General features: G+C 68.8%; 23 protein-coding genes. 5 read left to right on the forward strand and 18 right to left on the reverse strand.

The window, feature by feature from the left end; all coding sequences use genetic code 11:
- Nucleotides 1-5 precede the first annotated feature (5 nt).
- Nucleotides 6-428 carry a group III truncated hemoglobin gene (locus H4F99_RS07205; protein WP_182669048.1) on the reverse strand — a complete coding sequence of 141 codons (423 nt, stop codon included), beginning with the start codon at nt 426-428 and terminating at the stop codon, nt 6-8.
- Nucleotides 429-532: 104 nt separating this feature from the next.
- Entirely contained in the window at nt 533-1,534 is a 1,002-nt protein-coding gene (gene gap, locus H4F99_RS07210; protein WP_182669049.1) for a type I glyceraldehyde-3-phosphate dehydrogenase, read from the reverse strand.
- A gap of 104 nt (nt 1,535-1,638) precedes the next feature.
- On the opposite strand from gap, the gene H4F99_RS07215 reads away from it, so the two are divergent.
- The 3 genes from H4F99_RS07215 (at nt 1,639) to H4F99_RS07225 (ending at nt 4,217) form a co-directional block, all read left to right on the forward strand.
- On the forward strand, nt 1,639-2,445 hold the full coding sequence (locus H4F99_RS07215) for a S1/P1 nuclease (RefSeq protein WP_182669050.1): 807 nt from the start codon (nt 1,639-1,641) through the stop codon (nt 2,443-2,445).
- Between the two features lie 62 nt (nt 2,446-2,507).
- Nucleotides 2,508-3,374, forward strand: a complete 867-nt coding sequence (locus H4F99_RS07220; RefSeq protein WP_182669051.1) for an MBL fold metallo-hydrolase — start codon at nt 2,508-2,510, stop codon at nt 3,372-3,374.
- 90 nt (nt 3,375-3,464) lie between these two features.
- Nucleotides 3,465-4,217, forward strand: a complete 753-nt coding sequence (locus H4F99_RS07225) for a sulfite exporter TauE/SafE family protein (RefSeq protein WP_220481064.1) — start codon at nt 3,465-3,467, stop codon at nt 4,215-4,217.
- A 16-nt stretch (nt 4,218-4,233) separates the two neighbouring features.
- Here H4F99_RS07225 and H4F99_RS07230 read toward each other — a convergent pair whose 3' ends face one another.
- Both H4F99_RS07230 and H4F99_RS07235 read right to left on the reverse strand, forming a co-directional pair.
- Nucleotides 4,234-5,565 carry a TonB family protein gene (locus tag H4F99_RS07230; protein ID WP_182669052.1) on the reverse strand — a complete coding sequence of 444 codons (1,332 nt, stop codon included), beginning with the start codon at nt 5,563-5,565 and terminating at the stop codon, nt 4,234-4,236.
- Complete coding sequence (locus tag H4F99_RS07235; RefSeq protein ID WP_182669053.1) at nt 5,552-5,923, reverse strand: BlaI/MecI/CopY family transcriptional regulator; 372 nt, start codon at nt 5,921-5,923, stop codon at nt 5,552-5,554. The genes H4F99_RS07230 and H4F99_RS07235 overlap by 14 nt, the downstream gene beginning before the upstream one ends.
- A gap of 105 nt (nt 5,924-6,028) precedes the next feature.
- Here H4F99_RS07235 and H4F99_RS07240 point away from each other — a divergent pair, with 105 nt between their 5' ends.
- Both H4F99_RS07240 and H4F99_RS07245 read left to right on the forward strand, forming a co-directional pair.
- Complete coding sequence (locus H4F99_RS07240; RefSeq protein WP_182669054.1) at nt 6,029-7,993, forward strand: acetyl-CoA hydrolase/transferase C-terminal domain-containing protein; 1,965 nt, start codon at nt 6,029-6,031, stop codon at nt 7,991-7,993.
- A gap of 52 nt (nt 7,994-8,045) precedes the next feature.
- Nucleotides 8,046-8,732, forward strand: coding sequence for a hypothetical protein (locus tag H4F99_RS07245; RefSeq protein WP_182669055.1), 687 nt, complete (start codon nt 8,046-8,048; stop codon nt 8,730-8,732).
- A gap of 64 nt (nt 8,733-8,796) precedes the next feature.
- Here H4F99_RS07245 and H4F99_RS07250 read toward each other — a convergent pair whose 3' ends face one another.
- The 14 genes from H4F99_RS07250 to H4F99_RS07315 form a co-directional block, all read right to left on the reverse strand.
- Nucleotides 8,797-9,327 (reverse strand): energy transducer TonB, encoded by a 531-nt coding sequence (locus H4F99_RS07250; protein WP_182669056.1) that lies wholly within the window; start codon nt 9,325-9,327, stop codon nt 8,797-8,799.
- Nucleotides 9,328-9,454: 127 nt separating this feature from the next.
- On the reverse strand, nt 9,455-11,446 hold the full coding sequence (gene tkt, locus H4F99_RS07255; protein ID WP_182669057.1) for a transketolase: 1,992 nt from the start codon (nt 11,444-11,446) through the stop codon (nt 9,455-9,457).
- 176 nt (nt 11,447-11,622) lie between these two features.
- The gene (locus H4F99_RS07260; protein WP_182669058.1) at nt 11,623-12,897 is read right to left on the reverse strand and encodes a dicarboxylate/amino acid:cation symporter; all 1,275 of its coding nucleotides are present in this window, start codon (nt 12,895-12,897) and stop codon (nt 11,623-11,625) included.
- 90 nt (nt 12,898-12,987) lie between these two features.
- Nucleotides 12,988-14,703: a BatD family protein gene (locus H4F99_RS07265; protein WP_182669059.1), complete on the reverse strand. Its 1,716-nt coding sequence runs from the start codon at nt 14,701-14,703 to the stop codon at nt 12,988-12,990.
- Between the two features lie 3 nt (nt 14,704-14,706).
- On the reverse strand, nt 14,707-16,512 hold the full coding sequence (locus tag H4F99_RS07270; protein ID WP_182669060.1) for a VWA domain-containing protein: 1,806 nt from the start codon (nt 16,510-16,512) through the stop codon (nt 14,707-14,709).
- On the reverse strand, nt 16,509-17,531 hold the full coding sequence (locus tag H4F99_RS07275; RefSeq protein ID WP_246371431.1) for a vWA domain-containing protein: 1,023 nt from the start codon (nt 17,529-17,531) through the stop codon (nt 16,509-16,511). Before H4F99_RS07275 ends, H4F99_RS07270 begins: the two co-directional genes overlap by 4 nt.
- Nucleotides 17,531-17,983 carry a DUF4381 family protein gene (locus tag H4F99_RS07280; protein ID WP_182669061.1) on the reverse strand — a complete coding sequence of 151 codons (453 nt, stop codon included), beginning with the start codon at nt 17,981-17,983 and terminating at the stop codon, nt 17,531-17,533. Before H4F99_RS07280 ends, H4F99_RS07275 begins: the two co-directional genes overlap by 1 nt.
- On the reverse strand, nt 17,984-18,910 hold the full coding sequence (locus H4F99_RS07285) for a DUF58 domain-containing protein (protein ID WP_182669062.1): 927 nt from the start codon (nt 18,908-18,910) through the stop codon (nt 17,984-17,986). It abuts the gene before it with no gap.
- 37 nt (nt 18,911-18,947) lie between these two features.
- Nucleotides 18,948-19,961, reverse strand: a complete 1,014-nt coding sequence (locus tag H4F99_RS07290; RefSeq protein ID WP_182669063.1) for an AAA family ATPase — start codon at nt 19,959-19,961, stop codon at nt 18,948-18,950.
- A 158-nt stretch (nt 19,962-20,119) separates the two neighbouring features.
- A complete protein-coding gene (locus H4F99_RS07295) occupies nt 20,120-22,072 on the reverse strand; it encodes a type IV pilus secretin PilQ (RefSeq protein WP_182669064.1) in 1,953 nt (650 codons plus the stop codon).
- Nucleotides 22,073-22,089: 17 nt separating this feature from the next.
- Entirely contained in the window at nt 22,090-22,584 is a 495-nt protein-coding gene (locus tag H4F99_RS07300; protein ID WP_182669123.1) for a pilus assembly protein PilP, read from the reverse strand.
- A gap of 68 nt (nt 22,585-22,652) precedes the next feature.
- A complete protein-coding gene (locus H4F99_RS07305; RefSeq protein ID WP_182669065.1) occupies nt 22,653-23,315 on the reverse strand; it encodes a type IV pilus inner membrane component PilO in 663 nt (220 codons plus the stop codon).
- Complete coding sequence (locus H4F99_RS07310) at nt 23,315-24,091, reverse strand: PilN domain-containing protein (RefSeq protein ID WP_182669066.1); 777 nt, start codon at nt 24,089-24,091, stop codon at nt 23,315-23,317. Before H4F99_RS07310 ends, H4F99_RS07305 begins: the two co-directional genes overlap by 1 nt.
- Nucleotides 24,091-25,149: a type IV pilus assembly protein PilM gene (locus H4F99_RS07315; RefSeq protein ID WP_182669067.1), complete on the reverse strand. Its 1,059-nt coding sequence runs from the start codon at nt 25,147-25,149 to the stop codon at nt 24,091-24,093. The genes H4F99_RS07310 and H4F99_RS07315 overlap by 1 nt, the downstream gene beginning before the upstream one ends.
- Nucleotides 25,150-25,336: the final 187 nt, after the last annotated feature.

The following is a 25,336-nucleotide window of genomic DNA, read 5'->3' on the forward strand; positions in this document are numbered from 1 at the left end:
GCCTGTCAGCGCGGCGCCACGACCGGCAACCCCAGGCCACGGGTGCTGTCCGCGATGCCCAACCCGTACCGGAGGCTGCGACCGATCCGGGTCGCGTACTCGACCATGCGCGCGGCCTCGTCGTCCTCCAGCTGTTCCCTGCAGGTCCGCGACCACAACGCAAGCCAGTCCTCGAAATGCTCGGCGTGGATCGGCAGGCCGCGATGGACGGCCATCGGGTTGCCCCGGTAGCTGCGCGTACCCAGCGCCACCGAAGACCAGAAGCGGGTCAGCAATGCCTTGTGCCCGGGCCAGTCGTCGATCGCGGCATTGAAGACCGGTCCCAGCGTCGGATGCCGCTGGACCCGGTCGTAGAACGCATCGACCAGGGCCGCCAGGCGCGCCTCGTCGAGTCCACCGGCGCGGTCGTGCAGGGTGCTCTGTTCCATTCGGTCAGCATACGCGGCTTCGGCTTAACCCCCGCGCGTGCCGGGAAACGAAGAGGGGCCGGGTTGCCCCGGCCCCTCGTGTCATTTGCAGTGGCGAACGCCCGTCAGGCGCCGATCACCTTGACCATCTCGAGGCACTTGTTCGAGTAGCCCCACTCGTTGTCGTACCAGCTCACCAGCTTCACGAAGGTGCCGTCGAGCGCGATGCCTGCCTCGGCGTCGAACACCGAGGTGCAGGTCTCACCGCGGAAATCGGTGGCGACCACCTTGTCCTCGGTGTAGCCGAGGATGCCCTTCAGCGCGCCCTCGGACTGCGCCTTCATTTCGGCGCAGATCTCGGCGTAGCTGGCGTCCTTCTCGAGCTCGACGGTGAGGTCGACGACCGACACGTCCGAGGTCGGCACGCGGAACGCCATGCCGGTCAGCTTGCCGTTGAGCGCAGGCAGCACCTTCCCGACGGCCTTCGCTGCGCCGGTGGACGACGGGATGATGTTCTCGAGGATGCCGCGGCCGCCGCGCCAGTCCTTGTTGGAGGGGCCATCGACGGTCTTCTGCGTCGCGGTGGCGGCGTGCACGGTGGTCATCAGGCCGCGCTTGATGCCCCACTTGTCGTTCAGCACCTTGGCCAGCGGCGCCAGGCAGTTGGTGGTGCAGGACGCATTGGAGATGATCGCCTCACCGTTGTACGCCTCGTGGTTCACGCCGTAGACGAACATGGGCGTGTCGTCCTTGGACGGCGCGGACTGGATGACCTTCTTCGCGCCCGCGTCGAGGTGCTTCTGGCAGGTCTCCTGGGTCAGGAACAGGCCGGTCGACTCGATGACCACGTCCGCGCCGACCTCGTCCCACTTCAGGCTGGCCGGATCGCGCTCCTGGGTCAGACGGATCTTCTTGCCGTTGACGATCAGGTCGCCACCGTCCACCGACACCTCGCCGTCGAAACGGCCGTGCACGGAGTCATACCGGAGCATGTAGGCCAGGTAGTCGGGTTCGAGGAGGTCGTTGATGGCCACGACCTCGATGTCGCCGGCGAAATTCTGCACGGCCGAACGCAACACGTTGCGTCCGATGCGACCGAAACCGTTGATGCCTACCTTGATGGTCATTGCTGGGGGCTCCTGCGGGCCGCGCCGCGCGCGGCGGATGGGTGGCGGGGGTGCACATTCTAGCAGGGCGGCCGGCGGCGCCCGGCTCGGCTACAGTATCGGCCATGCACAGCCGCTCCCTGCTCAGTCCGCTCGCCCGCGCTGCCCTGCTGCTGGCGCTGCTCCTTGCGACCGCGCCCGCGATGGCCTGGGGTCGACTGGGCCACCGGCTTGTGGCGCAGCTGGCCTGGGACGGGATGACGCCGGCGGCACGCGCCGCTGCGCTGGACCTGCTGCAGGACGAGCCCGATCCCAGCCTGGCGGGCGTCGCCAACTGGGCCGACGAGCTGCGCGCCAACGATCCCGGCCTGGGCCGCCGCAGCGCGTCCTGGCACTACGTGAACCTCGCCGAGGACGGCTGCCACTACGATGTGGCACGCGATTGCCCGCGCGGCAATTGCGTGGTTGCCGCGATCGAGGCCCAGGCAGCGATCCTGGCCGACCCTGCCCGTCCACGGGAAGATCGGGTGAAGGCCCTGAAGTTCGTCGTGCATTTCGTTGGCGACGTGCACCAGCCCCTGCATGCCGGCTTCGCCCACGACAAGGGCGGCAACACGGTTCAGGTCAACCTCGACGGCCGCGGCAGCAACCTGCATGCGCTGTGGGACAGCGGGCTGCTCGAACAGGCCGGCCGGGACGAAGCGCAGTGGCTCGAGCACCTCCGGGGGCTGCCACTCCGGCAAGGTGCCGGGCTCGGTCCCTCGGACTGGGCCGAGGCGTCCTGCCGTATCGTCCGGTCGCCCGGTTTCTATCCCGGACGCGCAAAGATCGACGAGGAATACGGTTTGCAATGGAGTGCGACCGCCAGCCGCCAACTGCGTCTGGGTGGCGAGCACCTGGCCCGGGTCCTCAACGGGGCCCTCGGCGGCTGAGGGCGGCCCGCGTCCGGTCGCACACAGGGCAGGCCAAGCCACATCTCCCCAGGAGCCATGCCATGCAGACCCGGGTCCACCCCTTCTTCCATGCCGCCAGCGGCACCTGGAGCTACGTGGTTCATGCCGCTGGCGCCCGCGACGCCGCGGTGATCGACCCGGTCCTCGATTTCGACGCTGCCTCCGCCCGCACCTCCACCGCCTCCGCGCAGGCCATCGTCGATTTCGTCGAAGCCCGGGGCCTGGACGTGCGCTGGCTGCTGGAAACCCACGCGCACGCCGACCACCTCAGCGCGGCGCACTGGCTGAAGGGCCATTGGCCCGAAGCCACGCTGGCGATCGGTGAAGGCATCCGCCAAGTGCAGAAGACCTTCCGTCCGATCTTCAATCTTGGAGAACACTTCCCGGTCGACGGTTCGCAGTTCGACCGTCTGTTCGAGCCGGATGCCGGCTTCGAGGTCGGCCCCCTCGCCGCGCGCGTGATCCCGGTCCCCGGCCACACCAGCGACAGCAATGCCTTCCTGGTCGGCGATGCACTGTTCGTCGGCGACTCGCTGTTCATGCCCGACGGCGGCACCGCGCGCTGTGACTTCCCCGGCGGCGACGCGCGCACGCTGTACCGGTCGATCCGGCACCTGTTCGACAGCCTGCCCGAGGAGACCCGCGTCTTCGTCTGCCATGACTACGGCCCGGGCGGACGCGAAGTCGCGTGCGAAACCACGCTCGGCGAACAGAAGCGCAACAACATCCATGTCGGCGCAGGCATCGACGAGGACCGCTTCGTCGCGATGCGCGAGGCGCGCGACGCCACCCTGGCGATGCCGGCGCTGATCCTGCCTTCGGTACAGGTCAATATCCGCGCCGGCGCCCTGCCCGAGCCGCAGGCGGACGGCCACCGTTACCTAACCCTCCCCATCGACCGGATCTGAGCCGATGCCCACGCCGGGCGCCCGCAGGTCTTTGCACGTGAGCCCGATGCTGGCAGGCTCTGTCCTGGCCCGACCGCTGGCGCGCACGACTTGACTGAGACCGACCTGATCCTCGCGTTGCTGCTGATGCTGGTGGCAACGCTGTATTCCTCGGTCGGCCATGCCGGCGCCAGCGGCTACATCGCGGTGATGGCCCTGATGGGCCTGGCGCCGGAGACCCTGCGACCGACCGCGCTCACCCTGAACCTGCTGGTCGGCGGCATCGGCCTGGTGCGCTTCTGGCGCGATGGCCACGTCCGCTGGCGCAACGTGCTGCCCTTCGTGGTGGCCTCGGCACCGGCCGCATTCTTCGCCGCACAGATCAAGCTGCCGCGTGAAAGCTATTCGATGCTGCTGGGCCTCGTGCTGCTGGTCGCCGCGATCGGTGTGTTCCGGCACGCCGGCCAGGCCGAGGTCGAAGACGCCGCGAGCGCCGGTCGACGCGTGCCGTGGATTCCGGGACTGCTCGCCGGTGCCGCCATCGGCATCCTGTCGGGCCTGACCGGCACCGGCGGCGCAATCTTCCTGACCCCGTTGCTGCTGTTCGCCCACTGGATGCCGACCCGCGAAGCGGCCGGCACCTCCGTGGCCTTCGTCTGGATCAACTCCCTGACGGCGCTCGCGGGCCTGCTGCACGCGACCGGCGAGCTGCCCGCCGCCCTGCCGCTGTGGCTGGGCGCGGTCGCGGTCGGCGCGCTGGTCGGCACCCAGTTGGGCCTGCGCTGGCTTCCCACCCGCGGTCTGCGCCGGATGCTGGGTGTGGTGCTGGTAATCGCCGCGGGGAAGCTGCTGCTCGCGGTGTGACGTTATCCCTGCCGGGTCAGCAGTCGGGTGCCGTGGAAGCTTGCGGCGGCTGCCAGCTAGCGGTCAGCGACTCGCGAAGGCTGTTGTAACCGCGCCATGCCACAGGCACCTGGCGTTGCATGGGGGCCGCAGCGTCCTTTTGCAGGCCGGGGTCGCCGTCGGCCTCGAAGTACACGGGCACGCGAACCTGGCCGCGCACGGGCTTGCCGCCCTCCATCGCCGGCGTGAATCGCCACTGCCAAGCGGCTTCGACGCTCGCGGCATCGAACACGCCAGCGGGCGTTGCCTGCTCGACCTGGATATCGACCGGCGCGCCCGTCTCATCCACGGTGATGATCAACGACACCTTGCCGGAAAGCTTTGATGCCAGCGCCTCGGCGGGGTAGCGCGGGGGACTGAGGCGGCGCGACTCATCGTCTACGCGACTGGGCATATCCGCCTGGGACGCCGCCGTGGAGGCCGCAGGTTGCAGCGTCCAGGCAGCGGCGCCGGTGCTCACGACGAGCAGGGTGGACACCAGACCGCCCATGAAGCGGCGGGAGCGGGACATCCGTGATTGCTTGAGCATTTCGATCCTCTCCTTGAGGGGGTGGCTGAAGCCCCAGTGACAGCCGAAAGGGGAGCCCTGGTGGGCCAGTTGGGTCTCGAGCATGGCTTCGCCATAGGCCCGGCGATGACGCCGCAACGCACCCAGTACCCGCGCATCGCAGGCCATTTCCTGGTCATGGCGGAAACGCCCGGTCGCGACATGGATGAGTGGGTTGAACCAGAGCAGGCAGCGGCCCAGGCACCAGGCCGCATGCGCCTGAAGGTCCCCATGTCGCAGGTGCTGGCGTTCGTGTGCGACGAGCAGTACCTGCTGCACTTCCGTATAGCGCCGCTCGAAATCTGCCGGCAGCACGATGCGGGGCCGGAGCAGGCCCAACACCGCGGGCAGTCCCCCATTTGTCTCCGCCACGAACGTGCCATCCGCTCGTGCCTGGAGCCGCCCCAGTGCGCGCACGAAACGGAGGTGCCGGACGGCCAGGACGAGGCCGGTCGCCGCTGCGCCGGACAGCCATGCCAGCAGCCATGGCAGCGCCAGCCCGGAACGCTCGATCGCCGGCGCGGCGTCCATCCAGGCGGACGTCGCGATGACCGGGAGCGAAGAGCCGATGCTGGAGGTACCGGACGGCACCGGCATCACGACGGCCAGCGTCGCGGCGGGCACGATCAGCCATGCCGCGTATGCATTGCCCGCGCCGAAGGCACGTCGCAACGGCGCGCGTACCGCCAGCACGGCCAGGATGGCCAGGCTGCTCGCAACGAAGGATTCGAACAGGAGCTGGAGAAGTTCAACGTTCGTCATCGTCCATCTCCTCCAGCAGTGCGCGCAGCTCCTGGATGTCCTTGTCGCTCAGCTTGTCATGGCGACTGAAATGCGCGACCAGTGGTGCAACGCGACCGTCGAACAGACGCTCGAGCATGCCGGCGCTCTCGTCCTGGACCCAGGCTTCGCGCGCGAGGACCGGACTGTACAGAAAGCGGCGGCCCTCCTTCCGCGCATTGACCGCTCCCTTCCTGAGCAGGCGGCTCAACAGCGTTTTCACCGTCGGTTCCTGCCACTGGCGCGTCTCGGCCAAGGCTGCCAGGACTTCGTCGGCCGCGAGCGGATGCGACTTCCAGAGCACTTCCATGACGGCGGACTCTGCTTCACTGATGCGCATGACTGTTGATGATTACATTTGTAGACGATCTGAATTTACACCTGTAGACGACGAAGTCAAGCGCTGATCACCCCGTCACGCCGGACCGCCCGCTACGCTCTCTGCATGTCGCCCACCCCTGTCATCGCCTCCCTGCCCGACGGCACCCTCGATGCCGCGGTCGACCGGATCCTTGCCTCTGTCGATGGCCCGCTGCACGTCGCTACCCCGCTCGGACTGGGCAAGCCGCACCGGCTCATCAACGCGCTGTACGCCCGCGTAGAGGCGGAAGCATCCCGGGCGCTGTACCTCTACACCGCGCTGTCACTGGACCCACCGAGCGCGGGGAAGGGGCTGCAGGGACGCTTCTTGGGCCCCTTCGTCGCCCGCCATTTCGGCGAGGACTTTCCCCACCTGGCCTATGTCCGGGCGCTGCGGCGCGATGCCTTGCCCCCGAACATCGAGGTCGAGGAGTTCTACATGCAGTCCGGCGCGATGCTGGGCTCGAGCCAGGCCCAGCGCCGCTATGCCAGCCTGAACTACACCCATGTCGCGCGCGCACTGGCCGACCGTCGCGTCAACGTGATCCTGCAGAAAGTGGCACGCGAACCGGGCGGCACGCGGCTCTCGCTCTCCTGCAACACCGACCTGACCTTCGACACGCTGGCCGCGATCGAGGCGCGGGGCATGCCAAGGCCATTCGTCGTCGCCGAGGTCGACCCCGCGCTGCCCTGGCTGGGCGGCACCGCGGCCGTGGATGCCGCCTTCTTCGATCTCATCGTCGAGCCTGCCGCCCCCTACCCGCGACTGTTTGGCCTGCCACGCCAGCCGGTCGGCGACACCGACCACGCGATCGGTCTCCACGCCAGCACGCTGGTCAAGGACGGGGGCACGCTGCAGATCGGCATCGGCGCCCTCGCGGACGCGCTCTGCCATGCCCTGGCGTTGCGACACTCCGACAATGCGACCTATCACCGCATCCTCGCTGCGTTGGGATCGCCGGCGGCTGGCAACGCCGAACTCGGTCCGTTCGAACAGGGCCTCTACGGCTGCAGCGAGATGCTCAACGAAGGCTTCCGCCGCCTCGTGGAGGCAGGCGTGATCCGTCGCAAGGTCATCGACGACATCGACCTGATGCGCCACGAAGCCGAAGGCACGCTGGAGACGGCGGGACGCGAACGGCTGGCGCGGGACGGCGAATTCCTGCATGGCGCCTTTTACCTCGGCTCACCCGAGTTCTACGACTGGCTGCGCGACCTCGACCCGCCCACCCGCGCGGGCATCGGCATGCGCCCGGTCAGCGCGGTGAACGAACTGTATGGTGGCAATGAGTCGCTGGAACGCCTGCAACGCCGCGACGCGCGCTTCTTCAACAGCTGCATGATGGCCACCGCGCTGGGCGCTGCGGTGTCGGATGCGCTGGAGGACGGGCGCGTCGTCTCGGGCGTGGGCGGCCAGTACAACTTCGTCGCGATGGCGCATGCGCTGCCGGATGCGCGATCGGTGCTGATGCTGCGCGCGACCCGTCGCAGCGAAGGGCGCACGCGCTCGAACATCGTCTGGAACTATGGGCACGCCACCATCCCCCGCCACCTGCGCGACGTCTACATCACCGAGTACGGCGTGGCCGACCTGCGCGGGCGCACCGACGAAGACTGCATCGCGGCGATGCTGGCGATCACCGACGCGCGCTTCCGCGACACCTTGATAGATCAGGCACGCGGGAGCGGGAAGATCGCGCGCGAGCAGGATGCTGCGTCTGCCCGGAAAGTGAACTCCGCAGGAGACCTCAGCGCGCGGCTTGCACCGTTCCGCGCTGACGGCAGCCTGCCGGACTACCCGCTGGGCAGCGACTTCACCCCGGTCGAGCAGCGCATCGTTCGGGCCCTGGCCTGGCTGAAGGACGCCACCGACACCCGTCGCGGCCGCCTGGCCACCGTGGCCCGCGCCCTCGCCACGCCGACGAGCGACGATGCCGAGGCCCTGTCGCGAATGGATCTCGAACGGCCCGGGGGCACGATGGCCCGGCTTGAGCGTCGGCTCCTGTCGCTCGCGCTCGCAAGGACGGCATTGCCCACCACACCCCCGTGAGCCGCGGCGCTTTGCCTATACTGGCCCCTGGTCCAAGGGAGCGCACCGCCGGATGTCCGCCGACAACGTCTACAAGCATTTCTACCGCACCGTCCGCCTGTCGGCGACCGAACTGAGCGACGGCGGTGGCCCGTTCGGCTTCGACATCACCACCGCGCTGGAGTTCGACTTCCTGGTCGAGCGCTACCAGTGCGACGCGATCATCGAGACCGGCAGCAACATGGGCGACACCACCGATTACCTCGCCCGCGCCTACCCGAACCTGAGCATCGTCACCTGCGACGTGGTCGACAAGTACGTGGACATCGTCAAGCGCCGGGTCGGCTTCATGCCGCACACCCACGTCGAAAAGATCGACTCGCCCGACCTGATCGCGAAGTTCAAGGACGAATTCCGCTGCCCGCTGTATTACCTCGATGCGCACTGGTACGAGGACTGGCCACTGGAGCGCGAACTCGGCCTGATCGAAAACGGCGTGGTCTGCGTGGACGACTTCAACATCGGCCACCCGCGCTTTGGTTTCGACAAATACGGCGAGATGGAGTGCGGACCGGCGATGCTGTCGCGCTTCATCGACAAGGTGCCGCACTTCTACACCAACAACCCGGATGCCCAGCACGAACTGCCGTGCCTGCAGACCGGGCGCCGCGGCGGCAAGGCCTACTTCGCGGTGGGCCAACCCGACCACATGAAGCACCATCGCTACTTCAAGCGTTACGCGACGCCGCAGCCGACGTAGGCGAGCGGGACCACCGGACGACCGCATTCCCCCGGACATGGCGCGACGGGTTTGCCCGGACGACTCAGGCTCCGGGTGCCCGCGTACGGCGACCCACCACCTCGCGGTCCCGCGAGAACACGAACTGGTAGGCCAGCCTGACCGCGACCGGGCGCAGATCGGCCCCTGACTTTTCGCACTCGTCACTCTTGCCGAGGGGATGCGTGCAGATGGCAGCCCCGAAAAACGACCAGTTGCGGACCGCGGTCAAGGTCGCCGAGACAAAGGAGCTGTCCAGGACCGGATCGAGGCCGTCGCAGCCATCGCCGGAGCGGAGCTGTTTCGCAGACGTCACTTCGCCCGCCTCCGAAACGACGATCTCGACGCACACCGTCCTGTCCGCCTCGACGTCGGGGGCATTCGCCGGATAGTCCGGCAGGCGGTCCTCGATCGGGACCGCCATGAAGAACGTCTGGTCTTCCCGCATCGTCGTCCGGTCCGCCATCGGGGGCAGGACCATCCTCACGTCCACGTCGTCCCGGGTGACGACCCTGGGTGCGCATGCAGAGAGGATCACCATGGCGACGGCAAGGATCGGGCGAAGGCGCGTTTCCATGGATCCGATCTCCCTATCGAGGCGCCGGCCGGTACGTACCGCACGCCAACGCGAGACGAAGCGACTCTAGATCGAAACGAAGAACGGCGCCACAAGGGCGCCGTTCCGGGTCGAACGCGAAGGCCGGTCAGCCCAACGACTTCGCGACCTCGACGATGCGCTCGACGGTGAAGCCGAACTCGGGGAACAGCTTGCCGGCTGGCGCCGAGGCACCGAAGCTGTCGATGCCGACCACGGCGCCGTCGAGGCCGACGTAGCTGCCCCAGAAGCCGGTGACGCCGGCTTCGATCGCCACGCGCTTGCGGCAGGCCTTCGGCAGCACCGACTCCCGGTACGCGGCATCCTGGCGCTCGAACACGTCGGTCGAGGGCATCGACACCACGCGCACGCCGTCACCGAGCTTCTCCGCGGCCTGCATGGCCAGGCCCACCTCGGAACCGGTGGCGATCAGGATGATCTCCGGGGTGCCGGCGGCGTCCTTCAGCACGTAGCCACCACGCGCGATGGCGGCAACCTGCGCGTCGCTGCGCGGCTGGTGGTCGAGGTTCTGGCGCGAGAACACCAGGCAGCTCGGGCCGTCGGTGCGGGTGATCGCGGCCTTCCACGACACCGCCGATTCGACCGCATCACAGGGTCGCCAGACGTCGTTGTCGGGGATGTAGCGCAGCGACGCCAGGTGCTCGACCGGCTGGTGGGTCGGGCCGTCCTCGCCGAGGCCGATGGAGTCATGGGTGTAGACGTGGATCGCGTGCGCGCCCATCAGCGCGCTCATGCGCACCGCGTTGCGGGCGTAGTCGCTGAAGACCAGGAAGGTGGCGTCGTACGGGATGAACCCGCCGTGCAGGTTCAGGCCGTTGCTGATCGCGGTCATGCCGAACTCGCGCACGCCGTAATAGACGTAGTTCGCGTCGGCGGCATCGGTGGCGACCGACGTGCTGCCCTTCCACAGGGTCAGGTTGGAATGCGCGAGGTCGGCCGAACCGCCGACCAGCTCCGGCAGCAGCGGCGCGAAGGCCTCGATCGCGTTCTGCGACGCCTTGCGCGAGGCGATCACCGGGCCATCGGCCTGCAGCTTCGCGATCCAGGCATCGGCCTGGGCAACGAAGTCCGCCGGCAGCTCACGGTTCATGCGGCGCGAGAACTCGCTGGCCAGTTCCGGATGCGCGGCGGCATAACCGTCGAACAGCCCATTCCACGCCTGCTCGGCTTCGGCACCGCTGGTGCGTGCGTCCCACGCGGCGGCGATGTCCTGCGGCACGACGAAGGCATCGTGCGACCAGCCCAGCGCCTCGCGGGTCAGCTTCACCTCGTCCGGGCCGAGCGCGGCGCCGTGGCTGGATTCCTTGCCGGCCTTGTTCGGCGAACCAAAGCCGATCGTGGTGCGGCAGCAGACCAGGGTCGGCTTGTCGTTCGACGCGATCGCGGACCCGATCGCCGCCTTGATCGCATCGGCGTCATGCCCGTCGACGCCGCGGATCACGTTCCAGCCGTAGGCCTCGAAACGTGCCGGGGTGTCATCGGTGAACCAGCCGTCGGTATTACCGTCGATGCTGATGTGGTTGTCGTCCCAGAAGGCGACCAGCTTGCCCAGGCCCCAGGTGCCGGCAAGCGAGGCGACCTCGTGGCTGATGCCTTCCATCAGGCAGCCATCGCCCAGGAACACCCAGGTGCGGTGGTCGACGATCTCGAAGCCGGGACGGTTGAAGCGCTGCGCCAGCACCTTCTCCGCGAGGGCCATGCCGACCGCGTTGGCGATGCCCTGGCCGAGCGGACCGGTGGTGGTCTCGACGCCGGAGGTCATGAAGTTCTCGGGGTGCCCCGGCGTGCGGCTGCCGAGCTGGCGGAAATTCTTGAGCTCTTCGATCGGCAGGTCGTAGCCGGCGAGGTGCAGCAGCGCGTACTGGAGCATCGAACCGTGGCCGTTCGACAGCACGAAACGGTCGCGGTTGGCCCATGCCGGATTGCCGGGGTTGTGGCGGTGGAAATCGTTCCACAGCACTTCGGCGATGTCGGCCATGCCCATCGGCATGCCCGGATGGCCGGAGTTGGCGGCCTGGACCGCGTCGATGGCAAGGAATCGGATGGCGTTCGCGAGGTCGCGGCGGCTGGGCGTCGTCATGGTGGCGTCGGGCAGTCCTGGGAGGCGGCAAAGGCGCCCGACGGCACGCGTCCCGGCGCCGGCACATGCGGACCGGGACGGGAACGGGCGGGGGCGGCGAGCGCGCTATTGTCCCATCCGGCGGCCCGGATGTCGCCCCGGACACCCGGGGCGAGGCCCGCCCTCCCCGATTTCGTTCAGCTAGCCACGTCCGCCCGGGCGCCAGCGGCGCTCTCGCTGCGGCCGATCACCACCGAACCGGCCATGTCGCCGCCCACGTTGACCACGGTGCGGCACATGTCGAGCATGCGGTCGACACCGAGGATCAGGCCAATGCCCTCGGGCGGGATGCCGAACATCACCAGGATCATCGCGATGACCGGCAACGAGCCTCCCGGCACGCCGGCGGCGCCGACCGAGCCGAGGATGCACATCACCAGGATCATCACCTGCTGCACGAAGCTCAGCTCCACGCCGAAGAACTGCGCGAGGAACAGCACCGTGATGCCCTCGAACAGCGCCGTGCCATTCATGTTGGCGGTGGCGCCCAAGGTGCAGACGAAGCGCGCGACCCGTCGCGGGACCCCGAGGTTTTCTTCCGTCACCTTGAGCGTGGTCGGCAGCGTCGCGCTGGAGGACGAGGTGGAGAACGCGGTCAGCAGGGCCGCTTCCGCCCCCTTGAAGAAGCGCAGCGGCGACATGCCGCCGAACAGCTTCAGCAGGATCGGGAACACCACGAAGAAGTGGATCGCGAGGGCCAGCAAGACCGTGCCGACGTACCGGGCAAGCTGCATGAGCACGTCGAAGCCCAGCTCCGCGGTGATCGAGAACAGCAGCGCGGCGACCGCGTACGGGGCGAGTTCAATGACCCAGCCGATCAGTTTCAGGCAGATGTCGTAGACCCCCTGGACCGCCCCGACAAAGCTGCGCGTGCCCTCGGTCTGCAGCACCGTGGCGGCGATGCCGAACATCAGCGCGAAGAACATCACGGCGATCAGGTCACCGCGCGCCGCCGCCTCGACGGGGTTGCGCGGGACGATGTTCAACAGGATCTGGATGCCGGACACGCCTTCGCGTTTCGCCGCGACGTCGGCCGCCCGTTCGGAGCCCGCCGCCAACAGGCTCTGCGTGACATCCTGTGGCAGGCCTGTGCCCGGTTGCAGCAGGTTCACGCACAGCATGCCGATGATCACGGCGAACGCGGTCACGACCAGGATCCACACCAGGGTCTTGAGCCCGATGCGCCCGAGCGACTTGGCGTCGCCGATCTCGACCACGCCGAGTACCAGCGCGGAGAACACCAACGGGATGACCAGCATGAACAGCAGGCGCAGGAACAACTGGCCTATCGGGTCGGTGACGTAATGGATCAGGCCATCCAGCCAGCCGGCCTGGCCGATGAACACGTTCGCCAGCAGGCCGGCACCGGCACCCACGATGAAGCCCAGCAACATCCTGGTATGCAGGGACATGCCGTGGGCGCTTCGGGAGGAGGCAGGGTCGGTCATGGGCAATTCCGCTGGGGTCCGGGCGAGCTTAGCAAACCGGCCTCGATTGACGGCTCAGCGCGTGCGCGACGGCGGATAGAGCGGCGCCAGGAGCGCGGGCGTGGCGGGGCCTTCCACGTCACGCCAGCGGGGCCCGCCGGCAAAGGCGTCGCGCAGTCGCCGCCGGGCGTCCGGACCATCGCCATCCGCCCAGCGGGCCCGCTGCAGCGCATCCACGGCGTCGCGCTGGTCGGGGTCTTCAAGGCGCTGGCGCACGGCGTCGAGATCGCGCGCCGGCGGGATGGCCGCCGCGCACAGCGCGCGCGCGACATCGTCGAAGTCACCGGTATCCAGCGCCTTGCGGAGCACCCCGGGCGCAGGCGGGGCGTGCTCGCCGGCGCTACGCCCGGATAGGCCCGCGCCCGGCGCGGTCGGGCCGGCACGGCCACTTCGCCAATGAAGCGCAAGCAAGAGAGTGATGAGCCAGAGCATGGCGAAGGCCACCGCCGCGAACATCCAGACCCGGCCGTGATCGCCCGTCGCGGGCGTAGCCGCCAACTGGATCGGGGGCGATGACGGCGCTTCCGCTGCGTCGCCGCCCACGGCCGGGGCGTCCGCGGTCGGCGCGATCTGCCCGGACGGAGGAAGCCTGCCAGCCGCATCGACCGTCCAGTCAAGCGCGGGGAGTTCGGTCTTGCGCGGTTTGCCGGCCGCGACGTCCCACCATGCCATGCCGACCCCGGAAAGCCTGACCGGCCCGTCACGGTTGGGCACCAGCGAGAAACGGCGGGTCACCGTGGTCCGGGGCCGTCCGTCGACGAAGCGCTCGTCGACCTGGGCTTTCTCCGGGAACACCTGCACCCCCTCGATGGGGGGCAGCACCAGGTCCGGCATCTGCGCACCGGTCGCACCGTCGGCAACCGCTTCGATGGTCAGGGTCGCCGCTTCGCCCTGGAGCAGCCGGGTCGGATTGGCCCGATAGCGCAGCTCCAGGCCGTGCAGCGGCAGCCAGGGCTGCGGCGCGCTCGCCGGGATGGCCTGCACGCGCAAGGTAGTGCCATCGCCGCGGGCCGACAGGCGACTGCCTCGCCCACTGCCGAACATGTCATCGAACAGGCCGGCGGTCCCACGGCCCTCGAACGTCGCCGCCGGCATCGACAGCGACCCGCTACGCTCGGGCACCAGCATGAACCGCCGCTCGACGACCTGGTACTGCCGCCCATCGATGGTGCGCGAATACTGCACGTCGTCCCCGGTCCGGCGGAGCGAGGCACCGTCCGGCGCCGGCTGGTCGAGCGTACCCGACACGATCGGTACCGCGGAGAACAGGCGCACGACCCACCCGACCGACTGCTGTACGTAGGGCGCGGTGTCGTCGGCGCGACTTTCGATGAAAACGTCACCGCGTGCCCCCCCGGGCGCGGACACGCGCGCAGGCGCCACCACCAGGCTCAGCGGTGCGGTGCGCTCCGCGCCGACCTGCAGGGCGGGAATGGTCAGGACACCGTCCTGCCTCGGGCGCAGCGCCACCGCGAACAGGGTCGTGGTGCGCGTGCCGTTGCTGCCCGCGACGTAGCTGTGCCGGCTGCTGTGGCCACTGACGTCGAAGTCGCCCTCGAGGGGGCCGTAATCCGGCGCCGCCGACATCAGGTCCGCCTCGACGTTGAGGGTGACCGTCTCGCCCAGTTCGATACGGTCGCGATCCAGCCATGCCCGCGGCGCCGCGTGGACGACGCAGGTCATCGCCAGCAAGCCGAGCAGGAGCAGGCAGGAGTGCAGCGAGCGGTACATGGGTCAGTCCTCGAGTTCACCCGCGCGGCGGCGGCGTTCGTATTCGATACGGAACTTGTCACGCAGCAGTCCGCCCGGGTCGTCCGGGACCCGTCGCAGCCAGGCCTCGTTGGCGATCCTGCGTTCGCGCTCCTGCGGTGTCTCGTCGGCGGGAGGGCCATCCGCCCCGACTGCCGCATCGCCGGCATCGGCACCCTCGGCGCCGGCTTCGAGCGCGTCCCGCATGCGCTCCCGCAGCGCACGATCGGCTTCTGCCTGGGCGCCGGGATCGGGTGGTCCGGAGGGCGGAGGATCCGACGGACCCGATGCCTCTTCGCCGTCGCCGTGTCGTGGGGCTTCGGCAGGATCGGACGACTCGGAGGGCGTTGGCGGGCGACCCGCCGTACCGGCCGGCTCGTCGCCTTTCGCCGCATCCGCCGGCCCGTCGCCCGGCGAGGGCTGGGACGGAGGCTGCCCGGTGTCCGCCGTATCGCCCTGCTCACCCCCGTCGCCATCCCGCGGCGGCCGCTGCATAGCAGCGCGCACGGCCTCCCGGTTGGCGATCGCGTCTTCCATGCCCGGCTGCAGCGCCAGCGCGCGGTCATAGGCCTCGATGGCCTGTGGATAGTGACCGGCTTTGGCCAGGGCATTGCCTCGGTTGTAATGCGCGTCGGCGCTGTCCAGCTCACCGAACGCGTGCGCCGCCTCCGCGTAGTCGCCTTTGCGATACGCGTCCGCCGCCGTCGCCATCCGGCGATGCTCGACCTGGTCCGCGCGTCGCCACAACTCCATCGCCTGCGCCGGGGGGGCTGGCAGGATGAGGAGTGGGAGCAGGACGAGCGCAGCCATGCCCGCGTTGCGGCGGAACGCGAACAGGGCCAGCAGCATCAGGGGGGGAAGCAACCAGAAGCCCTCATCCTGCCACTGCCGTCCGGTTTCCCCCTCCGCGCCGGGCGCCGCCGGGTCGGCCTCGTCCAGGGTCGCCGTGAGCAGTCCCAGCGAAGAGACGTCGGAGTCGTCTCCGGCAATCCGTGCGTAACGCCCCGCCCCGGCCACGGCGACGCTTCGCAGGGTGGCTTCGTCGAAGCCTGCCTCACCCGGGTCGCCGTCCGGCGTCCGGTACGGCATGCGACCTGAGTTCCCGACCCCCAGCACCCGTACTTCGAAGCCGGCCGCTGCCGCTTCGGTGGCGGCATCGATCGCCTGCCCGTCCGCCTGCCCGGCCATCAACAGGACACGTCCGCGCTCGTAGCCGGCCTGCTGCATCAAGCGCACCGCATGCCGGATGCCCTCCGCCGGATCGGCGCCATCGCGCGGCATGACATCCGGCGCGAGGGCATCCAGGAACAGCGCGACGTTCGCGGCATCGTCGGTCACGGGTGCGACCGTGAACGCCTGCTCGGCGAACACCACCAGCCCGACGGGCACATCAGGTCGGGCATCCAGCAGGCGCTCGAGCTTCGCGCGGGCCTGGGCGAGCCGTGACGGCGGCGGGTCCGCGGCGAGCATCGCGTCGGACAGTTCGACGACCACCACCAGCGGCACCTTGCCCCGCCAGAGCGGCGAGTCCACCTGTCGCCAACTGGGGCCCGCCAGCGCCACCACCGCGACGACGTAGCCCAACAGCAGGGCCAGCCCTCCCCACCACAGGGCACGAGATGCACGACGCTCGACCAGATGGACCAGCAGGTGTGGATCGACCACGCGTGCCCACACCTCCTGATGCCGCCTTCGCCACCATCCGAACACCGCCAGGAGGGGCACCGCCACGAGCGCCCACAGCCAGTCGGGGCGCAGCCAGTGCAGGGCGCCGGGATCGAATCCGGTCACAAGCGCCACCTCGGCGGCAACAGGAATGCCAGCAGTGACAGGGCCAGCGCCGCGGCCAGCGGCCAGGCATAGCGCTCGATCCGTGGCCGGATGACCGGCCCCGGCTGCTCCACCGGCTCGAGGCGGTCGATCTCGGCATAGATACCGGCCAGCTGGCCGGTGTCACGGGCGCGGAAGAAGCGGCCACCGGTGGTGTCCGCGATATCCCGAAGGGTGTCTTCGTCGATCGCATCGCCCGCGCCCGGCATGGGGAGCTGGAATCCGAACACCGACATCGCGCCATCGCCTCCGAACGCGACGGTATGAACGCGTACGCCATGGTCCTTCGCGAGTTGGGCCGCCTTCGCCGGATCGAGCAGACCGGCGGTGTTCACGCCATCGGTGAGCAGGATCAGGACGCGTTGTCCCTCCGGCTGGTCACGCAGACGCTTGACGGCCAGGCCGATGGCATCGCCGATCGCGGTTTCCTGGCCGGCCAGCCCCACCACGCTGTCCTGCAGTTGAAGTCGCACCGACTGGCGGTCCGGGGTGAGCGGAGTGAGCGCATAGGCGCGGCGGCCGAAGACCAGCAGGCCCACCCGGTCGCCCTCCCGCCGGTCCAGGAAGTCCGCGAGCACCGCCTTGGCCGCGGTCAGGCGATCAACCGTGCGTCCGCCGAGCGCCATGTCCGGTTCGTCCATGCTGCCGGACAGGTCCAGCGCCAACATCAGGTCGCGACCGCTACGGGGCGGTTCGATCGGCTCGCCCAGCTCCTGTGGCCGCGCCGCGGCCAGGCACAGCAGCGCCCATGCCAGGAGCATCAACAGGCTCGGCGGGCGCCGCCAGCCGATGCCGCCTGGCGGCGCGCCGCGCTCGCTCAGTCGCGAAATACCCGGCATGCGCATCGCTGCCGTCGCCGACCGGCGCGCCGGCGCCAGCCACCACACGAAGAGCGGCAGCGGCAGCGCCCACAGCCACGCCGGCCAGGCGAGGGCCATGCCCTCTCCCCAGACCAGCCATGCGTCGGCAAGCCCGGCCATCACCGGTACCCCATCAGTTCCAGGAAGCACGCGCGGGCCAGCGGGCGCAACGCGGCGACCGCCGCCGGATCCAGCGCCCGCTGGAACCCTCCCTCCACCAGCAACGCGCCGGCCTCCCCGTCGAAACGGGGCGGCTTGCAGTCCCGATCAAGCCATTCACGCCACGCGCGGCCGTGCAGGGTATCGGCGTCGCGGCGGTGCCGGCGCGCGGCGCGGCGCAAGAGGGACGACATGGCGGCCACCTCGTCCACCGGAGAATCCGCGGCCGCGAGCGCGTCGTCGAACGTCGCCTCGATCCGGCGACGGCGGCGCTTCCGGTGATGACGCCACGCCGCCAGAGACAGGATCACCGCGACCGCCGCTGCGAACACCATCCACCACCCCGGCGCCGGTGGCCACCAGGGCGGTGGAGGCGGCAGGTGGATGTCGCGCAGGACGAGCTCGCCTGCCATCTAGGCCACCTGTGCGCCGGGGCGCCCCAACAGGGACAACCAGGCATCGCATTCATCGGTCGTCGACAGCGCGGCGACACGCACGCCCCGCGCCGGCAACCGTGCGAGCGCGCGCGCGACCGGGGCGGAAAAAGCCTCCCGCCAGGCATGCCGTCCCAGATGCCCGCCAAGATCGACCTCGACCCTGCGCGCACCGGGCCGCGTCGCCTGGAAAGGCAGGCGCGCCCGGGGCGGCGCCAGCTCGAACGGATCGGTCAGCAGGAGGACGATCACCTCGTGATGCTGCGCCAGTGCCGGCCAGCGCCGTCCGGGTACGGCTTCCAGGCTCCCCGCATCGGCGAGCACGACCAGCCGGGCGCCGGGCCGCAGGACCCGCTGCGCATGGTCGAGCGCGACATCGAGGCCTGCATCGTCCGCGGGCGGCCCGGCATACCAGCGGACCAGCGCATCCAGCACACGGAGCACCCCCCGCGTGCCGCCGGTGGGCGGGACCGGCGACTCCGCATCGCTGCCGCGCAGGGCGGCGACGCGATCACCGTCACGCTGCGCGACCCAGGCCGCCACCGCACCGGCGCGTGCTGCCTGGACGGACTTGAAGCGGGTGCGGGTACCGAAGTACAGCGCCGGCGCCGTGTCGGCGACGATGAGCGTCTGCCGTTCGCGTTCGGCCTGGTAGAGCTTGGTATGGGCGCGGCCGCTCCGGGCGGTCAGTTTCCAGTCGATGTGACGGGCGTCGTCGCCGGCGACATACTCCCGCGATTCCGCATACTCCATGCCCCGACCGCGCAAGGGCGACAACCCCTGCCCCGTGATGCCATGCCGCCCGAACCGCGGCGGTCGCCTTGCGCCCGCGAGGCGCTTCAGGCCGACCAGCTCAGGCAGTCCCGGCCGGATGCCTTCCATCGCGGGCAACGGGGAGGCCGTCATCGCGACATCCCCTTTCAAGCGGCATGCTGCCGTGAGGTCATGGCAGCGGGACCTTCTCGAGCAATGCATCCACGAGCCGACCGCCGTCCCAGCCTTCGGCGGTCGCCTCGTAGCTGGGCAGCACGCGGTGGCGGAGCACGTCCGGCGCGACGGCCCGGACATCGTCAGGCGTGACGAAATCGCGTCCCGCAAGCCAGGCCGATGCCTTCGCGCAGCGCTCCAGGGCGATCGAACCCCGTGGACTCGCGCCCCAGGCAATGCGACGACCCAGGTCCGCGTCGTAGCGACCGGCATCGCGCGATGCCAGGACCAGCTCGACCAGATAGCGTTCGACCGCGGGCGCCATGTGCAAGTCCAGTATCGCCATGCGCGCCGCGAACACATCCTCGAGCGGGATCTGCGCAAGCTCCGCCGGTGCGCTGCGCATCGCTTCGCCCGCGCGTTTCCGTGCAAGCCGCAGGATATCCATTTCGGCCTCCACCTCCGGATAGCCGATGCGCACGTGCATCAGGAACCGGTCCAGTTGGGCTTCGGGAAGCGGAAACGTCCCCTCCTGCTCGATCGGATTCTGCGTGGCCATGACCAGGAACAGCGGCGGAAGCGCGTAGGTTTCGCGCCCGACCGTCACCTGCCGCTCGCCCATGGCCTCGAGCAGCGCGGACTGGACCTTCGCCGGGGCGCGGTTGATCTCGTCCGCCAGCAGGATGGGGTGGAACACGGGGCCCGGCTGGAACTCGAACCGGCCCTCCTGCGGACGCCACACCTCGGTCCCGGTGAGATCCGCAGGCAACAGGTCCGGCGTGAACTGGACCCGGGCGAAGTCCGCTTGCAGGCGGGATGCCAAGGCGCGCACCGCGGTGGTCTTCGCGAGGCCGGGCGCGCCTTCGACCAGCAGGTGGCCGTCGGCGAGCAAGGCCACCAGCAGCCGCTCGACCAGAGCCGCCTGGCCGATGATTTCCTGCGCGAGGGCCTCCCGGAGGCCCGTGAAGACGCCGTGCAGGCGTTGAGCGTCCTCCGGTGTCGCCCCGTTCGCTAGGTGCGCGTACTGCATAGTCTTCTCGCTGGTTCGGGTTCACGCATCGTGCGGTTCGACCACGGGCGCGGACGATGGTTCACGGCCGCCCGTGGCCGGTCTGGAAACAGCATGGCACAAACGCAGAGAGGGCCTTGCGGCCCTCTCCACGGAACAACAGGGTGTCAGTGCGCGGTTCAGCCGCGCTGCTCCACCCGCAGGACCTTCGGCGTCACCATCAACAGCAGTTCAGCCTTTTCCTTGTTGCGGCCCTTCTTCTTGAACAGGTTGCCCAGGAAGGGAATGTCTCCCAGGAAGGGCACCTTGCTGACCGAGGCACGGTCGGTGAACTCGTACACCCCGCCGACCACCACGGTCTGGCCGTCGTCCACCAGTACGGCGGTGTTGACTTCGCGCTTCGCGATCTGCGGGACGCTGCCGATCGAGGTGTCGACGAACCCTTCGACCTCGTCCTTCTTGATCGCCATGTTGAGGAACACGCGGCCGTCATTGGTGATGGTCGGGGTGACCTTCAGCTCGAGCAGCACGTCCTTGAACTGGACGTTCGGGATCGGAATCGTGGACGGGCCCTGGGTCGGGGCAATGGTCACGTAGCCGACTTCCTGGCCCTGGCGGATCACGGCCTCGCGCTGGTTGCTCGTCACGACGCGCGGGTTGGAGATGACCTCACCACGCCCCTCTTCCTGCATGGCCGACAGCTCGACGTCGAGCGCGTAGCCGGCGTTGAGAATCGACAGGGCCACCGAACCAGCCGGGTTCTGGACGGCCAGGTTGGTCATCAGGCTGCGGGTGATGTCGAAGGTGGAATCGCCGTCCATCACGGCATTCGCACGCGAGTTCGCATTCGCACCGGCGCTGCCGATGTCCCCGCCGAAGCCGAGCGTGCTGCGGTCGCCATCCTTGCCGTCCGCGCCGCTGATGCCGAAGCGCGCACCGAGCTCACGGGCGAAGGTATCGGTGGCGATCACCACGCGCGCCTCGATCACGACCTGGTCGACCGGGCGGTCGATGACCTGGATCAGCTCACGCATCTGCGCGACCTTCTTCGGGATGTCGCTGATCATCAGGGTGTTGGTGCGCTCGTCCGCCACCAGGCGGCCACGGGGCGACAGGAAGCCATTCTCGTTCTGGTTGGCACCGCCGTCCTGGCCGCCACCCTGCCCACCGATACCCTTGGCCTCGGTCAGCGCTTTGAAGATCGCCGCGGCGTTGTGGTAGTTGATCTGCACGTACTCGGTGACGAGGTCGACGCGGTTTTCAAGCGCGATGCGTGCGTCTTCCTTGTCCTGCTCGTACTTGGCGATCTCGGCCTGCGGCGCGATCCAGATGACGTTGCCGCTGCGGCGCTTGTCGAGCCCCTTCGCCTGCAGGACGATGTCCAGCGCCTGGTCCCACGGCACGTTGACGAGGCGAAGGGTCACGTTGCCCTGCACCGTATCCGCGGCGACCACGTTCAGCCCGGACTCTTCAGCGACGAGCTGGAGCACGGTACGGACCGGGACATCCTGGAAGTTGAAGGTCACCGGACGGCCGGCATATCCGCGCGAGGCACTCGCGCTGCCGGTGGCGCCCACGGCCCGGTTCCCGCCGGCGTCGCGCGAGGCCGTCGCGTTCGCGGCCCGCGGCACGATCTCGACGATGTAGTCGTTGCCGGTCTGGTACGCCATCGACTCGTAGTTGCCCTGCGTGCTGAGGGTGAGCACGGTGCCCTCCCCCGATCGACGGGCGTCGATCCGCTGCACCGGCGTGGCGAAGTCGGTGACGTTCAACGGACGCTGCAGGCTGGCGGGCAGCTCGGCATTGCCGACGTTGACGGTCACGGTCGAACCGACGCTGCGCAGGTCGGGGGCCGCGCCGGTCCCGCTGAAGCTGAGGATCAGGCGGCCCGCGCCATCCTCGCCACGCTTGAAGTCGATCTTCGATACCTCGATGGTGCCGGGCAGTCGCTTGGCTGGATCGACACTGGGCACGGGGGCCGTGGTCGGACCCGCCGCAGGAACCGCGGGCGCCTGCTGGGCGTGGACGGCGCTGATTGCCGCGATCGCGCCCACCGCAAGGCCGACACTGGCGCTGCGCAGGAGCATGGAGCGCCGGGCCGGCCGCTGGCTGTTGGCGTTGTTAACGGTCATCGTGCTATCCCCCAAACTCATTGATCTTCCAGTGCGACGGAGGCCGGTCGTTCCAGCCACCCGCCCGCGCCGTCCGGCACCAGTTCCACCAGCTCGATGCGGTCTTCATGGACGCTGGTCACCCGACCATCGCTCTGTCCCATGTACGCACCGGGCCGTACCCGATAGGTCACCTTGTCGGGCGCCATTACCAGCGCCACGATGCCGCCCCCGGCACCCAGGGTGCCCACCATGTCGAGGCTGTCGAGCGGGAACTGCTCGAGGGTCTGCTTGCGACGGCTGGAGTCCGGACGGGGCCCTGCGCCACCATCGCGGTCGCGGAACGCCCGGCTGAAGGGATCACGCAACGCCTGCGCTGCATATTCGAAACTCTCGAACTGCTGCATGACCGGCAGGGGATCCAGCGGCGGAGCGGGACGGGCCTTGACCTCGTCCACCCACTTCTCGAGATTCGGGGCATCGCCGGGCGTGCTGGTGATGCCGCGGGAACACCCCGCGACCGCCACCAGCATCAGGCCGGCTGCGAGGGCACGCGCCCAGGGAGCCCCCGGCCGGTCGGCTGCACTACGCGTACGCATGCTCAGGCCCCTCCATTCTGGTTGGCCTTGCTCGCTTCCTGCTCGGCGACTTCGTCCTCGTCCAGGTAGCGATAGGTCTTGACCGTGCCCACGAGTTCAAGCGGACTGTTCGGCCCGATCGACGCGCCGTCGCCGCCGCGCGGCTTCAGCGAGATGTCGTGCATGGTCATGATGACCACGCGCGGCAGGGACGCCACGCCGCTGACGAACGCACCGAACTGGTGGTACGTCCCGACCATGCGCAGCGCGATCGGCTTCTCGGCGTAGAACTCCTTGGGCTGTTCCGGACCGGGCTGGAACAGCTCGTTCTGGATGCCGGTCGCGAGGGCGGTCTGGGAGATGTCCACGATCAGGTCCGGCATCTCGGTCTTGCTGGGCAGCTGGCGCAGCATCTGCTGGAGCTGCTGCTCCATCTGCGCGAGCTGCTGCTTGAGCGGCTCCAGGTTGGCCGCGCGTCCCTGCTTGTTCTCGAACTCGGACCGCAGTTCGCTCTCCGTCCGCTCCAGGCCGGCGAGCTGCTCGCGCTTGTCGCTCACGAACAGGTACCAGGTCAACCCGATGATCAGCAGCGCGATGATGACGCAGAAGCCGATCTTCGCCTGCTGGGGCCAGCTTCCCATGTTGTTGAAGTCGAGCTCACGCAGCGACACTTTCTTCTTGGCCATCACGCAGCTCCGTTGTCAGTCTCGGGGGCCACGGCAGGCTCCGCGGCATCGGAGTCCCCTCCCGCGGCATCCGCGGCGTCCGCTTCGGCGGGCGGGGCCTCTTCAGCGCCCGGGGCCGGCTCCACGGGAGCAAGCAGGGCGGGGGCGGCCTCCGCGCCTTCCTCCACCAGGGCCGCTTCGTCGACCGGTGCAGGTGCATCCGGGATGCCGTCTCCGTCCTCGTCCACGGGCTGGTTCGGGTTCGCCAGCTGGACTTTCAGGCTGAATTCGTACGGCAGGCCCTTGTCGTCGCCCTTGGCCTCGATGATCGACAGGTCAGGCTTGGTCATCCAGCCTGAGCTTTCGAGGTTGCGCATGTAGGTACTGACGCGGGAGTTGGACTGGGAGCGGCCGGTCAGCGTGAGGATCTGCGAATCCTGCTGGATCGCGGTCAACACCACGCCGTCGGGGATGGTGCGGACCAGAGAATCGAACAGGTGGACCATCTGCGAACGGTTCGCCTGCAGTTGCTCGATCACTTCCTTCCGGGCCAGCAGCTTGCCCTTCTTGCGATCCAGCTCCTCGATCTCCTCGATCTGCTTGTCGACCTGGGCGATCTGGTCCTGCAGGAAGGCGTTGCGGGTGTTCTGGCCGCTGATCTGGCCGTTGTAGAAACTCACGATCAGGAAGGACACGATGACCGCGGCCAGCGCCGAAAGCGCCGCCATCACACCGAATTCCTTCTGACGCTGCTTGCGCCGTTCGACGCGCCAGGGGAGCAGATTGATCCTTGCCATCAGTCGAAGCTCCTCAGGGCCAGGCCGCAGGCGATCATCAGCGCGGGGGCGTCCTGGGCCAGTGCATGGGCCTGGACGCGTGGACCCAGCGTCATGTTCGCGAGCGGGTTAGCGGTCACCGTGGGCACGCCCAACTGTTCCTCCACCATCTGGGCCATGCCCGGGATGGAGGCACAGCCGCCGGCCAGTACGATCTGGTCGACACGGTTGTGGGAGCTGCCGGCATAGAAGAACTGCAACAGGCGGCTGACCTGCTGCGCGGCGGCTTCCTTGAAGGGCTCGAGCACCTCGACTTCGTAGTTTTCGGGCAGCCCCCCCTGGCGCTTGGCCAGTCCGGCTTCCTCGTAGCTGAGGCTGTAGCGCCGCATGACCTCGTCGGTCAGCTGCTTGCCGCCGAACACGTTCTCGCGGTTGTAGATGCTGCGGCCTTTCTGGATCACGTTGAGCGTGGTCATGGTGGCGCCGATGTCGATCAGCGCGACCAGGCCGTCACGGGCGGCCGGAAGCTGCTCCGCCATCAGGGCGAAGGCGTTCTCGACCGCGAAAGCCTCCACGTCCATGATCTTGGGGATCAGGCCGCCGAGCTCCAGTGCCGACGCACGCACCTCGACGTTCTCGGCGCGCGAAGCGGCCAGCAGCACCTGGACGGTCTCGCTGGTCCCGGGGGTCATCCCGAGCACCTCGAAATCGAGATTGACCTCCTCGATCGGGTACGGCACGTAGTTGACCGCCTCCAGTTCGATCGCCGACTCCATGTCGTCGTCGTCGAGGTCGGCCTGCATCGGGATCACCTTGGTGATGACCGACGAGCCCGCCACGGCGGCAGCGGCATGCCGGGCCCGGGTCCCCGAGCGCGACACCGCGCGCTTGATGGCCTCGCCCACCGCCTCGACTTCCACCAGGTTCTTTTCAACCACGGCATTGGGGGGCAAGGGCTCGACCGCGTAATGCTCCACGCGATAGCGGTTTCCCGACCTGGAAAGCTGCAAAAGCTTCACCGCGGTCGAACTGATATCCACGCCGACGAGCGCCGGCTGGCTTTTTGTGATGACTCCCACGATATTCTCCCCGTACCACAAGCGCTTACGCGCACTTCGTGTGGCCCCGTCTTAGATAACGGACTTTTGCTGGACTGGCAACCACTTCGTTCGAAAACTGCCCTTCGACGTCACTTTAACTTCGTGGTGACGGCGTGAAAACCCGTCCAGCCCCCCTTGCGGCCTCATCCAGCAGTGTTGGTCCCCG

The organism is Marilutibacter penaei, from assembly GCF_014145395.1.
GTDB classification, from domain to species: Bacteria; Pseudomonadota; Gammaproteobacteria; order Xanthomonadales; family Xanthomonadaceae; genus Marilutibacter; species Marilutibacter penaei.

Excerpts from the sequence above, each read along its gene's own strand:
- H4F99_RS07260 (WP_182669058.1), bottom strand. The coding sequence starts at position 12,897 with ATGTCCCTGCATACCAGGATGTTGCTGGGCTTCATCGTGGGTGCCGGT.
- H4F99_RS07300 (WP_182669123.1), bottom strand. The coding sequence starts at position 22,584 with ATGCTGGTGGCGGTCGCGGGGTGTTCCCGCGGCATCACCAGCACGCCC.
- H4F99_RS07215 (WP_182669050.1), top strand. The coding sequence starts at position 1,639 with ATGCACAGCCGCTCCCTGCTCAGTCCGCTCGCCCGCGCTGCCCTGCTG.
- H4F99_RS07265 (WP_182669059.1), bottom strand. The coding sequence starts at position 14,703 with ATGTACCGCTCGCTGCACTCCTGCCTGCTCCTGCTCGGCTTGCTGGCG.
- H4F99_RS07235 (WP_182669053.1), bottom strand. The coding sequence starts at position 5,923 with ATGCGCATCAGTGAAGCAGAGTCCGCCGTCATGGAAGTGCTCTGGAAG.
- H4F99_RS07305 (WP_182669065.1), bottom strand. The coding sequence starts at position 23,315 with ATGGCCAAGAAGAAAGTGTCGCTGCGTGAGCTCGACTTCAACAACATG.
- H4F99_RS07250 (WP_182669056.1), bottom strand. The coding sequence starts at position 9,327 with ATGGAAACGCGCCTTCGCCCGATCCTTGCCGTCGCCATGGTGATCCTC.
- gap (WP_182669049.1), bottom strand. The coding sequence starts at position 1,534 with ATGACCATCAAGGTAGGCATCAACGGTTTCGGTCGCATCGGACGCAAC.
- H4F99_RS07275 (WP_246371431.1), bottom strand. The coding sequence starts at position 17,531 with ATGGCCGGGCTTGCCGACGCATGGCTGGTCTGGGGAGAGGGCATGGCC.
- H4F99_RS07240 (WP_182669054.1), top strand. The coding sequence starts at position 6,029 with ATGTCGCCCACCCCTGTCATCGCCTCCCTGCCCGACGGCACCCTCGAT.
- H4F99_RS07205 (WP_182669048.1), bottom strand. The coding sequence starts at position 428 with ATGGAACAGAGCACCCTGCACGACCGCGCCGGTGGACTCGACGAGGCG.
- tkt (WP_182669057.1), bottom strand. The coding sequence starts at position 11,446 with ATGACGACGCCCAGCCGCCGCGACCTCGCGAACGCCATCCGATTCCTT.
- H4F99_RS07290 (WP_182669063.1), bottom strand. The coding sequence starts at position 19,961 with ATGCAGTACGCGCACCTAGCGAACGGGGCGACACCGGAGGACGCTCAA.
- H4F99_RS07245 (WP_182669055.1), top strand. The coding sequence starts at position 8,046 with ATGTCCGCCGACAACGTCTACAAGCATTTCTACCGCACCGTCCGCCTG.
- H4F99_RS07220 (WP_182669051.1), top strand. The coding sequence starts at position 2,508 with ATGCAGACCCGGGTCCACCCCTTCTTCCATGCCGCCAGCGGCACCTGG.
- H4F99_RS07285 (WP_182669062.1), bottom strand. The coding sequence starts at position 18,910 with ATGACGGCCTCCCCGTTGCCCGCGATGGAAGGCATCCGGCCGGGACTG.
- H4F99_RS07295 (WP_182669064.1), bottom strand. The coding sequence starts at position 22,072 with ATGACCGTTAACAACGCCAACAGCCAGCGGCCGGCCCGGCGCTCCATG.
- H4F99_RS07310 (WP_182669066.1), bottom strand. The coding sequence starts at position 24,091 with ATGGCAAGGATCAATCTGCTCCCCTGGCGCGTCGAACGGCGCAAGCAG.
- H4F99_RS07230 (WP_182669052.1), bottom strand. The coding sequence starts at position 5,565 with ATGACGAACGTTGAACTTCTCCAGCTCCTGTTCGAATCCTTCGTTGCG.
- H4F99_RS07280 (WP_182669061.1), bottom strand. The coding sequence starts at position 17,983 with ATGGCAGGCGAGCTCGTCCTGCGCGACATCCACCTGCCGCCTCCACCG.